This is a genomic window from Psychrobacter sp. NPDC064578 (assembly GCF_044901245.1).
GTDB classification, from domain to species: domain Bacteria; phylum Pseudomonadota; class Gammaproteobacteria; order Pseudomonadales; family Moraxellaceae; genus Psychrobacter; species Psychrobacter cibarius_C.
In genome coordinates this window covers 188,280-200,836 of the sequence record NZ_JBJDPI010000003.1, presented here as the reverse complement: position 1 = coordinate 200,836, position 12,557 = coordinate 188,280, and the positions used below count along the sequence as shown (strand labels likewise).

General features: G+C 43.9%; 10 protein-coding genes. 3 read left to right on the top strand and 7 right to left on the bottom strand.

Features of this window, described 5'->3' with window-relative positions:
• Window positions 1-104: 104 nt before the first annotated feature.
• The gene (gene pal / locus ACI2JM_RS04510) at window positions 105-623 is read left to right on the top strand and encodes a peptidoglycan-associated lipoprotein Pal (RefSeq protein ID WP_404642438.1); all 519 of its coding nucleotides are present in this window, start codon (window positions 105-107) and stop codon (window positions 621-623) included.
• A gap of 112 nt (window positions 624-735) precedes the next feature.
• On the top strand, window positions 736-1,548 hold the full coding sequence (locus tag ACI2JM_RS04505; RefSeq protein WP_404642436.1) for a 4'-phosphopantetheinyl transferase superfamily protein: 813 nt from the start codon (window positions 736-738) through the stop codon (window positions 1,546-1,548).
• A 118-nt stretch (window positions 1,549-1,666) separates the two neighbouring features.
• Here ACI2JM_RS04505 and ACI2JM_RS04500 read toward each other — a convergent pair whose 3' ends face one another.
• On the bottom strand, window positions 1,667-2,569 hold the full coding sequence (locus ACI2JM_RS04500; RefSeq protein WP_404642434.1) for a hypothetical protein: 903 nt from the start codon (window positions 2,567-2,569) through the stop codon (window positions 1,667-1,669).
• A gap of 627 nt (window positions 2,570-3,196) precedes the next feature.
• Here ACI2JM_RS04500 and ACI2JM_RS04495 point away from each other — a divergent pair.
• Entirely contained in the window at window positions 3,197-3,955 is a 759-nt protein-coding gene (locus tag ACI2JM_RS04495) for an IclR family transcriptional regulator (RefSeq protein ID WP_404642432.1), read from the top strand.
• 75 nt (window positions 3,956-4,030) lie between these two features.
• On the opposite strand, the gene mmsB is transcribed toward ACI2JM_RS04495, so the two are convergent.
• From mmsB to ACI2JM_RS04465, 6 genes are all read right to left on the bottom strand, one after another.
• Window positions 4,031-4,975, bottom strand: a complete 945-nt coding sequence (gene mmsB, locus ACI2JM_RS04490) for a 3-hydroxyisobutyrate dehydrogenase (RefSeq protein ID WP_404642430.1) — start codon at window positions 4,973-4,975, stop codon at window positions 4,031-4,033.
• Between the two features lie 135 nt (window positions 4,976-5,110).
• Window positions 5,111-6,340 carry an enoyl-CoA hydratase/isomerase family protein gene (locus tag ACI2JM_RS04485; protein ID WP_404642428.1) on the bottom strand — a complete coding sequence of 410 codons (1,230 nt, stop codon included), beginning with the start codon at window positions 6,338-6,340 and terminating at the stop codon, window positions 5,111-5,113.
• Between the two features lie 55 nt (window positions 6,341-6,395).
• Window positions 6,396-7,178, bottom strand: a complete 783-nt coding sequence (locus ACI2JM_RS04480) for an enoyl-CoA hydratase (RefSeq protein ID WP_404642426.1) — start codon at window positions 7,176-7,178, stop codon at window positions 6,396-6,398.
• Between the two features lie 45 nt (window positions 7,179-7,223).
• The gene (locus tag ACI2JM_RS04475) at window positions 7,224-8,384 is read right to left on the bottom strand and encodes an acyl-CoA dehydrogenase family protein (RefSeq protein ID WP_404642424.1); all 1,161 of its coding nucleotides are present in this window, start codon (window positions 8,382-8,384) and stop codon (window positions 7,224-7,226) included.
• A 63-nt stretch (window positions 8,385-8,447) separates the two neighbouring features.
• Complete coding sequence (locus tag ACI2JM_RS04470; RefSeq protein ID WP_404642422.1) at window positions 8,448-9,932, bottom strand: CoA-acylating methylmalonate-semialdehyde dehydrogenase; 1,485 nt, start codon at window positions 9,930-9,932, stop codon at window positions 8,448-8,450.
• 360 nt (window positions 9,933-10,292) lie between these two features.
• Window positions 10,293-12,347: a propionate--CoA ligase gene (locus ACI2JM_RS04465; RefSeq protein ID WP_404642420.1), complete on the bottom strand. Its 2,055-nt coding sequence runs from the start codon at window positions 12,345-12,347 to the stop codon at window positions 10,293-10,295.
• Between the last annotated feature and the right edge of the window lie 210 nt (window positions 12,348-12,557).

Here is a 12,557-nt window from a genome sequence, read left to right as displayed (position 1 = left end):
ACATAAAGTAACATTTAGTATATGATAGATAGCAATTGCCTAAGTTTTATCGTAAGCAGTTCAAAAAAAACAATTTTAATTAATTAAAATTTTAGGAGCTCATTATGTCAACCAGTTTTTCTAAGATCGCAGTCCTCGCTGTATTATCAAGCGCTGTGGCACTAACCGCAGGTTGTGCGACCAAACGTGCTACTTCTGAAGTCGTGGTTGCCCCACTAGGTATCCCAGGTGGTCAAGTTGGATACACTGGCGCAGTCATCGTAGATAACTCAAGCGCGGTTATTATGGGCGCTGAAAACCTACAGGCAGTTGTTTACTTTGCTTTTGACAGCAGCGAAATTACTTCACAAGCAGCGAGCATTCTTAATCAACATGCCAGCTTGCTCAACTCAAATCCAGCAGCCAGCGTTGTTATCGCAGGTAATACTGATGATCGCGGTAGCCGTGAATACAACATGGCACTAGGTGAGCGCCGTGCTGCTGCAGCACGTGATTACCTTGCTACTCAAGGCGTCGCAGTAAACAATATCCGCGTCATCAGCTATGGTGAAGAGCGCCCTGCTGCCGCTGGTAATACTGAAGAAGCTTATGCACTAAATCGCCGTGCTGAATTGTCTTACTAACACCAGTAAAACCAATCACAGTCGATAAAGCTCAACATATTTTATAATTGAAAGCCCAGCAATAATATATCGCTGGGCTTTTTGCATGTTACTAAGCGAACGAATCCAATAGATGCAATCAATGATGCCAAGCTTTATCTTAAACCTAACTCATGTCCAATATACCCAGCTCGATCCTGCAACGTGGTGCGCCACTGCACAAGTAAGCGAGCGTTCATCCCTCAACCTTAAAAGACTGTGGGATGAATTACTGTGGTCATCCGCTGACAATATATCACAGGTAGATTTTCAGAAACTTTACGAGCTTAATTGGTATTACTGCCTGTCATCAGTAAGTTTATCAACACGTGAAATGGCGCAGCATCAACGTCGCCTACAACGCAAAGGCGTTCGATTATTGCTACAACAATTACTGGATGAGCTAAAGTTGTGCGATACTTTGGATGAGTCAAATTTCCCGTATCGACTTAGCAGCAGTGAATATTACGTATGCTTTAGTCATACAGGCAGCAAGAATCACCATGATATTAATCAAAATACTGTTCAGACAATCGGTACATCATTGAACAGTAAAGTAACAGTGGTCATTAGTCGTCACCGTCCCATTGGTATTGATATTGAAATCAATCATGTAGCATGGCACGTAGCACAGCGGTTTTATTCTGAGCATGAAATGGCTGATTTACAAGCACTATCACCACTTCAGCGTGAGATTATCGCTAAATTACTGTGGCAAATAAAAGAAAGTTTTATCAAAATTCATCAATACAAACTGGCACAAGGGTTAGGAATAGATTACTCCTACCTGATTGCTGATTTAGTTTATGCCATTAGAGAACCGTCATCTTTAATGGTCATAGCAGACATTAAGTCCGATTACCGTATCGCGGTATTGTCAGCGCAACAAACCATCGTTATTTTCTAGATTATTTATACATATAATTTATTCTAACAACTACCCTTTCACAGACAAAAAAACGACCCAAAAAAGGATCGTTTTTTCTTACTCTTCTTCTAATAACAGTACTTAAACTGTGATTAGATTAGAAACGGTAAGTTGCACCAAGCTTAACAATTGGCATCCACTCTAACCAATCTTTGTCTTCTAGCTCACGCTCAGCAATCTTAGCAACTTCACTACCTTTGATTGTTTGAGTATCGCCGTTTGCATCTGTATAGTTAACGTCAGCATTTGGATTACTTGAAGTTACAGTAGCATCAGTGCTACCCATATAGGCTGCACCGATTTCACCAAACACACCCCAGTTGTTACCGATGTTAGGACGGAAACCGATAGTACCATAAGGCGCTAACTTGTTACGATGTTCCATAGTACCTTGCAATGCACCTGTTTGAGCAGCATTATATTGAATGCCATCAAGTTTGAAGAAACTACCTTCAGCGTTAGCAGTTACATCGATATCGTTGTCAGGTACGATGATACCAGCACCCATTGTGAACCAGTTACCAGTAGGGCGTAATTGCACACCTAGGTATGGGTTGCTGAAGTCAGCATCAACGTCATAGTTTACGTCGTTTGCGTCAAAGTCACCGCCGAATAGGTCAGCAACATCGCCACCTGCCCAACCAGCTTGTAGTTCAGTTTTCTCATTTAGTGACCAACCGATGTTAGCACCATAACCTAGTGTACCAACTTCAGCGCTAACAGAAGCTGGGTTGATAGCAGTTTGGAAGAAAGTCTTAGTACCACCAACAACAGCACCAGTAGTGTTGCGAACGATACCAGCGTCAGCATTGTATGCATAAGCAACAGGCTCAGCTTCATATGCAACAGCAACAGGCTCAGCTTCGTATGCAACAGCAACAGGCTCAGCTTCATATACAACTGCATCGTTACCATCAACAACGATAACAGGTTCAGCAGCTAGTGCAGCAGTTGACGCTAAAACGGCAGCAGAAATTGCTGTTAATTTAATAATTCTCATAAATACTCTCCTAAAGTGTGGAATAAGTCGCCCATAAAAAATGACAATTTAGCTTTTTTTAAATCGATCATTTTGTTGAGCAGATTAAAACAATTTTGGCCGGAAAAGTCACCCCTCTAGGAGCGCTTTTTATTTGCCGTTATGTAAAGATTGCATAGATATTGTAATAATTACTACACCAATCCGCAAAACTTCGACTTTCTGTTACACAATGCTCTTAAAGTAACTCAGCAGCGCAAACATGAATATCGGTTAGCTTAATCTTCATGTAAGGATATTACAAAATATGTCATTATAATGACCTACCTCTTTATTTAACTCAATGACAGTTATATAGCTTATTACTACAGTTTGTTGTATTTTGTGAGATGGTGTAGTAATTATTGCTTTTAGAAAACTTTTCAGAAAAAAGTATTGGTATCAGTTTTCAATATTGTATGACTGTGTGACGTTAGTATTGATACATTTAGTATTGGCATATAAAGTAACTAGATCTTGTATAGGCTTGATATTATGCTAAATTAGAGGTTAGGGAAAATGTGTCACAAGGCTGCGTATTTACTTTTATCTGTTAATGCCTTGTTGTATTTCCTACTGTATTCTTTTTATTCTTATTGAGCCACTCATATGCCTAAAGTATCGTCGATTACCCGTGTGTTAGAGATTATCGAGGCGGTGTCCTATGCCTCAAAACCGCTCTCACCACTTGAGCTATCGCAAGAGCTTGATATTCCCAAGCCGACCATTCATCGATTGATTCAAAATTTGCTCGATGAAGGGTTTGTGACTGTGGATATTGGCGGCGGTATTATACCGGGCAAGCGGGTACGAAACTTGGGTGTTGAGCTTTGGCAGCAGCGATTGTTCTTTAATGAGCGACAAATGATCTTGCAAAAGCTGGTTGATGAGCTAAAAGAGACCTGCGGGATCGGTGTGCCTTATCAGATGAATATGATCTATACCAACCGTGCAAATACGAGCTTGCCGATACAGATTTATTTACCAGTGGGCGCAAAATCTCCAATGTGGTGTACAGCGACTGGCAAGCTATATTTAAGTCAGTTGCCGCGTACAAGCCGCGACAAAATACTGCAAAACCTGTCATTGGATAAGTTTACCAAAAATACGATTACCGATATCGATGCGCTAAACGCTGAGCTTGATCGTATCGCTGAAACAGGTATTGGTATCGATAATGAAGAGTTTATCTCTGAGATGGTGGCAATCGCCGTACCGATACGGGATAGAAAGTCGCGCTACCTTGCTTCGCTATATCTTCATGCACCGACCATACGAGTGTCTTTAGATGATCTCTTAACCCATGTCCCACAACTGCAAAAAGCAGCGAAAGATATTCAGTCGCTCGTCTATGACCTACCCAACTAGATGATGCAACATAAGCAAAAAAAAGGTCTGCATTAAGATAATAATACAGACCTTTTTCATAGGTACTTTGATAATTTAAGTCAATACAGAGCTGTCATGACGCGCCATAATGCTCGAGAAATCTCTATCGCCATTGTCAATTGCATGCGCTTCATATAGCTCTGTCGCTTTAGCGCCCATTGGCGTCTCTACATGAGTATCTTCAGCGGTCTGCATGGCAAGGTTAAGATCTTTTTGCATGAGCTTACTCATAAAGCCGCCTTGGTAGCCATTGCTAGAGGGGACATTTTCCATCACTTGCGGATAAGGGTTGTATACCTCTAGCGTCCAGTTACGACCTGAGCTTTGCAGCATAATATCTGATAGCACTTTAGGGTCCAGACCGTTTTTGACGCCTAAGTTAATCGCCTCTGCTGTTCCTGCCATCAGAATACCTAACAGCATGTTATTGCAGATTTTTGCCACTTGTCCTGCGCCATGCTCGCCTGCATGAAAGATATTTTTGCCCATTACAGCCAGTATCGGCTCAGCTTTGGCAAAGGCATCAGTGCTGCCACCGACGATAAAGGTTAACGTACCAGCGATAGCACCGCCCGTACCACCAGAGACTGGGGCATCTAAGAAGTCTATGCCAAGCTTGCTTGCCGCCTCCGCCACTGTTCTTGCATCAGCCGCTGCAATGGTACTGCTGTCAATCACCAATGTGCCCTGTGGTAACTCTGCAAGTAGACCGTCAGCGCCATTATCTCCTAAATAGACAGAATGGACGTGCTTGCCAGCAGGTAACATGCTGATAACTACTTGGGCATGACGTGCAGCGTCTTTAGGGCTATCAGCCACACTGGCGCCTGCTTGCTGCAAGCGCTCAGTTGCTTCTGCGGATAAATCATAAACCGAGAGCGGGTAACCTGCTTTTAACAAGTTCTCTGCCATTGGTGCGCCCATATTACCAAGCCCAATAAAAGCAATATTTGGCTTAGTAGTATCGTTATCGGTGGCATTTACATCCTTGGTATTCATCTCATCATTCCTTGATGGTTAGTATTAATCATGCGCGCAGGCGTTGCTATATATAATGCTACATATATAGTTGTACGCTGTTCATTTGAGTTTAATTTATATTTAATATTTATATTGAATTGACACATCCAGCCTTTAACGCACAGACTGACTGCCTAAAGCCTTATCACCCAACCAATCGCCTAACGGATGCTCATCTTTAGCATAAGGGTTCACAAAGTGCTGCTGTATGTACGTCTGCCCTTCGCGACTCAGGCAGTCTGCTAGTGAGCGTGACCACTGTGGATTACGATCTTTATCAATCAGTAGCGCACGTACGCCTTCTTTAAAGTCAGGATTGGCCGCACAATGTACCGCCACATTGGCTTCTAAATACAGAACTTGCTCTAGTGATAAGTCAGTGACTTTATAATAAAGCGCATAAGTTAAAGCAGCAGTAACTGGACAGCCATGGCGATAAGTATCTACTGCTCGCTGCGTCCAGCTGTCATTGGCAAACTCTGTATCTATTTTTTCGAGTGCCGCATCACTTTGTAATAAAGCATCGATATCACCCAGTCCGCCGCTGTTCATCAACTGCTGAATAGATTGCCAATGGATTGCCAATTTACTAGCAGGCAACTCAGCAATTGGTTGCGCTGCAAGCACACGGCTAACGATACTATGAGCACTATTGTTATCGCATTTATCCGTACGACTAGCGGCAACCTGCCAATCACTCTGTTTTAAACTTTGTATGACGGCATCATAGTCACTACTGGCGACGGCATACTCTGCAAGATTGGCTAATAGCGCATCATTGCCATTACACATCGCGCCCGTTAACCCTAAAAACAAACCCGTCTTAGCTGGCATACGCTGCAAAAACCAACTGCCAGAAGCATCAGGGAATAAGCCAATGGTAATCTCAGGCATGGCAAAACGGGTACGCTCAGTAACCAGTCGATGGCTACAGCCTGCCATCAAGCCCATGCCGCCGCCCATAATGATGCCATCGCCCCAAAGAATGAGAGGCTTAGAATAAAAGTGCATTTGTCGATAAAGACTATATTCATGACCAAAAAAATCTGTCGCATAAGGGTTTGGTAGCGGTGCATCAATAGACATACTGTCATAAAGCTTACGAATATCACCGCCAGCACAAAATGCCTTATCGCCTGCGCCTTTTAATAGCAATGCCACCACTTGGTCATCACCTTCCCACTGCTTTAGTTGTTGCGATAACAACTGACACATCTCAACACTCAAGGCATTAAGAGACTTTGGCATATTTAACGTCATTATCCCAATAAGGTGACCACAATTTGTCGGTTCAGTGCTGAATAATACCGGCGCGTCTAATGTGCCTTCTATAGCTGTTGTCATAAAAGTGACCTAAAAAATGAAAAAGTGAAATAATATTATTATATTTACGCTAAGGTTATTTATTTTGCCAAACGGGCTTACGCTTCTCTAAAAATGCTTGCACACCTTCGCGCTGATCTTTGGTATCAAATAATTTAACAAAGGCTTCACGCTCATGGATAAGGTTTTGTGCAGGCGGAGTATGTCTTGCCGCTTGGATAAGTGTTTTGGAATAACTGACCGCAACTGGTGATTGTTTAGCGACTTTTTGTGCCAAGGCTTGTGCTGTTTGTAATCCCTCACCTTTTATAGCAACTTCTTCTACTAAACCAATACGCAAGGCTGTCTCGGCATCGACGCGCTCGCCGCACAATATCATGCGCTTTGCCCAGCCTTCACCTACTAAAGCTGTTAGATTTTGGGTACCACCAGCACAAGGTAACAAACCAACGCCAGTCTCAGGCAATGCCATTTGCGCATGCGCTTCTGCAATACGAATATCACACGCCAGCGCACATTCAAGTCCACCACCCATCGCATAACCATTGATAACCGCGATGCTTACGCCGCGATAGGCTGACAGCGCTTCAAATGCTTCACCAAAAGCTATCGCCATACTGATCGCACGACCTTTATCACCATCTGCAAAATTATTTAAATCAGCGCCTGCTGAAAAAAATTTTTCGCCATCGCCATGGACGATTAAGGCATAAACATCATCATTGGTATTGAGATCAGTGACCAGCTGCTTAAGCGCCTTGAGACTGTCCATCGTCCACGTATGAGCAGGTGGGTTATTTAGGGTTAGCGTTGCAATATGACCATCAATCGATAGTTTTAAGTTGGTATAATCCGTCATGATCAAACATCCTTATCATAAAATCATTTTATTCATATAAATAGGTTAGCGCAGTTGGCTCAATGCATCGTCTTGCATAAGCTGACGCGAGACAATCACGCGCATAATCTCATTGGTGCCTTCCAAAATCTGATGTACGCGCAAATCTCGCACATGACGCTCAAGCGGATACTCATTAAGATAGCCATAACCACCATGCAGCTGTAAGGCTTCGTTGGCGACATCAAAACACAAGTCAGTAGACAAACGCTTTGCCATTGCACAATAAGTAGAGGCTTGAACATCGTTATTATCGACTTTGCTCGCCGCTAAATAGAGCATTTGCCTTGCGGTAATGGTTTGGGTCAGCATATCAGCAAGCTTAAACTGTACCGACTGTAAGCTAGCAATCGGGCTGCCAAACTGACTGCGCTCTTGTACATAATTGGTCGCTGTCTCAAGCGCCGCTTGCGCTGTCCCTACTGCACAGATGCCGATATTAATCCGGCCGCCATCTAAGCCTTTCATAGCAATACGAAAACCTTGGCCTTCCTCGCCGATGAGGTTTTCTACTGGCACTTTGACGTCTTTAAAGCTAATCGTCCGCGTTGGCTGTGCTTTCCAGCCCATTTTATGCTCGTTTTTGCCGTATTCGATACCAGCACTGTCAGCGTCTACCACAAATGCAGAAACCCCTTTTGGGCCTGCGCCGCCCGTACGAGCCATAACGACCAACACATCGGTGGAGCCTGCGCCTGAAATAAAGGTTTTTTCGCCGTTAAGAATATAATGCTCGCCTTGCTTATCGGCTTTGGTACGCAGTGATGCGGCATCAGAACCGGCATTAGGTTCCGTTAGACAATAGCTGCCCAGCCATTCACCACTAACCATATTGGGCAAGTATTTTTTGCACAGCGCATCGTTACCAAATTCGCCAATCATCCAGCCTGCCATATTATGAATACTCATATAAGCCGCCACAGACGTATCGCCCCATGCCAGCTCTTCAAAAACCATCGCAGAATCTAGACGCGGCAGACCCAAACCATCATAGTCAGGGTTGGTATATAACCCTAAAAAGCCGAGCTCGCCTGATTTTTTAATCACATCAATTGGGAAGTGCGAGGTGCGATCCCATTCAGCGGCATTAGGCTTTAGCTCTTTTTGGGCAAACTGTCTGGCAGTTTGGCGAAAGGCAATTTGGTCATCGGTCAATGAAAAATCCATGGGGTCATCCTTGTGCTGAATAGGGTGTATTAAAGCGTCAATGCAAATATAGGTGATTCAGCGTTAAATTGAAATAGTCGTATTGACGCCGCGACTTGCTTCATCATCAAACCAACGCGCCGTAACGGTCTTGGTTTGGGTATAAAATTGCACCGCTTGCTTACCATAAGGACCCAAATCACCAAGTTTACTAGCACGTGAGCCTGAGAATGAGAACATCGGTAGTGGCACAGGAATCGGCAAGTTAATCCCGATTTGACCGACTTGGATATCTTGCTGGAATTTATGCGCAGCAGCCCCTGACTGAGTAAAGATAGCCGTACCATTACCATGCGGATTGGCATTGAGCAGCTCAATCGCTTCATCTAAGCTGGCAGCACGCATAATACAAAGGACAGGTCCAAAGATTTCTTCTTTGTAGATTTGCATATCTGCAGTGACGTTATCAAAAATCGTTGGACCAACGAAGTTACCCTTTTCATAACCCTCGACCGTGATACCACGACCATCAAGTATCAAGCTCGCCCCTTCTTCTACTCCAGTACCAATCAAATGCTCAACACGCGCTTTTGCCGCGGGAGAAATTAGTGGACCCAAATCTTTATCATGCTTACCTGCTGAGACGATTAAACCTTCTGCCTTGGCTTTGATGTCGTCAATCCATTCACCTGCAGCACCGACCAAGACAACGACAGATAGCGCCATACAACGCTGACCAGCAGCGCCAAATGCAGCACCTGCTAGCTGATTTAGAGTCTGTTCTTTATTGGCATCTGGTAAGATAACTCCATGGTTTTTTGCGCCCATCATACACTGTGCGCGTTTACCTGATTGACTGGCACGCTCATAAACGTGTTTGCCGACGTTGGTTGAACCAACAAACGAAACTGCTTTGATATCTGGATGGTCACAAATCGCATCCACCGTTGCTTTGCCGCCATGCACCACGTTTAGCACCCCTTCAGGTACGCCCGCTTCAACAGCAAGCTCAACCAGACGCATGGTTACCATCGGATCTTGCTCAGAAGGTTTTAGGATAAAAGTATTGCCCGTGGCAATCGCCATTGGGAACATCCACAGTGGAATCATCGCTGGAAAGTTAAATGGCGTGATACCAGCACAAACGCCTAGTGGCTGCCAAATACTATAGGTATCAACGCCTGAGGCAACGTTTTCAACGAAATCGCCAATCTGTAGATTTGCAATACCAGCAGCATGCTCAACTACTTCTAAACCACGGAACACATCGCCACGCGCATCAGCAATGGTTTTGCCCTGCTCTGCCGTCAGTATTTCTGCCAGCTCATCCATGTGGTCGCGTATCAATGCTTGATACTTTAAAAAGATACGGGCACGTGTAGTAATGGGCGTTTTGCGCCACGTTTGAAACGCTGCTTGAGCAGCAGCGACCGCTTGATTTATTTCATCGTCAGTAGTTTGCGGAACTTTAGCGATGACTTCTTGCGTGGCAGGATCGGTGATATCAATCCATTCACTGGCATTAGAATCAACAAATTGACCATTGATGAGCTGCTGAACGTGGTGCATAAGATATCCTTATCTTGTTTGCAAGACTGTCATTAGCTGACGTCTTAATATTCAAAAAGAGAGAAAAAATGATGAGCTTTTATCGATCAAACGTAATTTATAAAATGATTTATTTCGTATCGTTATTGACTATACCAATAAACCATTTTTAGGGTCAAGCGCTTTGTCAAAATTTTATCTGAGTTTATGTTAACGAAAAAAACTTTATGTAAGGTATATTTTCAGTTTGAGCGAAAGCGACTAGGTGATGATAAAAATGAAGAGACGCCTTAAATTGAAAACAAAAAAGCCCATGATTGTGCATGAGCTTTTTTTCAATATTAACGTTAGATGGCTTTTTTCAATTAATACGCCATCGTATTAGTAGTCTTTCATAGACTGCTTGATCGCATCAATCGCGGGTGGATTATCGAGTGTCGACATATCCCCTGTTTCCTTGCCTTCTGCTAATGCACGAATGGCACGGCGTAATATTTTTCCAGAGCGGGTCTTTGGCAACGCTTGCGGGAAATAAATGGCCGCCGGTCTTGCAATACCGCCAAGGGACTTGACCACGGCACCGATGATTTGCTGCTCAATACGGAACCGATTTTCAGTTGTTGCCACCTGTTCATGATCTCTCAGCACACAGAACGCAATAGGCAACTCCCCTTTCAACTGATCTTGAATACCTACAACCGCACACTCTGCCATCTCTGGATGCATGCTGATCGCCTCTTCAATCTCTTGCGTACCAATACGATGACCAGCGACGTTAATCACATCATCTGTGCGTCCTAAGATATAGAAATACCCATCTTCATCAGTTACCGCATAGTCAGACGTTGAGTATTGTTGCCCATCAAACAAGCCAAAATAGCTGCTGATAAAGCGCTCGTCATTGCGCCATACAGTGGTGAGACAACCAGGTGGCAGAGGCGCCTTGATTGCAAGTAGGCCTTTTTCGCCAGCAGCACAGGGCTGGCCCGTTTCTTCATTGATAACGTGTGCATCATAGCCATACATTGGATAACCAGGCGAGCCTTGCTTATGCGGTTTATGATTGAACTTTGGCGTATTACTTAGAATAGGCCAGCCAGATTCTGTCTGCCAATAGTGATCTAAAATAGGAACGCCTAGATGCTTAGTTAGCCAATTGGCTGTCGATTCATCCAGTGGTTCACCTGCCAAAAAGAAGGATTTTACGCTGGAGACATCATAGCGTGTCATCCATGTCTCATCTTGTTTTTTCAGCATACGGACACCCGTCGGTGCCGTGAATAAGATATTGACCTTGTTTGCTTCAACAATTCGCCACCAAATACCGGGGTTTGGGCGATGCGGTAGACCTTCATACATCACACTCGTCATGCCCGCCAGCAATGGTGCGTAAATGGTGTAAGAATGCCCAACTGCCCAGCCGATATCTGATATCGCCCAAAATGTCTCGCCCGCCTTGCCATCGTAGATATAGTCCATCGACGTCGTTAACGCAACCGCGTGACCACCTGTATCACGTTGCACGCCTTTTGGCGTACCCGTAGTGCCTGAGGTATAAAGTAAATATGATGGCGTATTTGACTCAAGCCAAACTGGCTCGACAATCGCATTGGCTTCACAGCTGATACGGCGCTGGGTTGCATAATCAACATCAATATTTTTTGGCTCAAATGGTAAAATGCCACGATTGATGACCAATACATGCTCGGGCTTAACCGTTGCTTGCTCGACCCCTTGATTGACAAGATTTTTATAATTAATAACTTTACCACCGCGCAAACCTGCATCCACCGTGATGACCATTTTTGCTTCGGCATCATCCATACGGATAGCCAAGTTATGTGCCGCAAACCCGCCAAATACCACTGAATGCACCGCACCGATACGAGCACAAGCCAACATAGCATAAGCAGCTTCCAAAATCATCGGCATATAAATAATGACCCGATCACCCTTGCCGATACCATGACGTTGCAATACATCCGCAAAATAATTGACTTCTTTATACAAGTCATTGTACGTCAAACGGCGCTTGGTATAGTCTGTATAAAATTCGACGTTGTTGCCTAGATCTTTAAACGAATCAACGACGGCTGGAAAGGTTTCTATTAACTCTTGATTAATCTCTGATGACAACCAAATGAATGCGTCCTGCTCTGCGCGCTCTTCGAGGTGGCGATCTACACAGTTATAACAAAGATTGGTCTCACCGCCGACGAACCACTTAGCGAATGGCAAATTACTGTCATCGAGGATTTGCTCAGGCTCTTTATGCCAATAGATACGCTTGGCTTGCTCAGCCCAAAACTCTTCTTTATTTTCAATAGAAGATTGATAAATTTCAGCAAAAGTTTGAGTGGTATTAGATAACGCTTGAGAAGTCTGAGCTTGCTCTGACGATTGGTTGGTCACTGAAGTGGCGGTTTGCTCGCTCATAATAGCTGTCCTTAGCATAAATGATGGGTAATACGATGTAATATTGTCTAATAATGTCATAGTAAAGATTGGCTATCCCTGCCAGCTATCTCTAATAGAACAAAAAACCGATACACTACGTATCGATTTAGTAAGTATCGGTTTAAAATGTAGCAGAGCTAACAATAAAGGTCAACTATTAAGCCAGTTATCTGCTCAATAGTTAAGCCA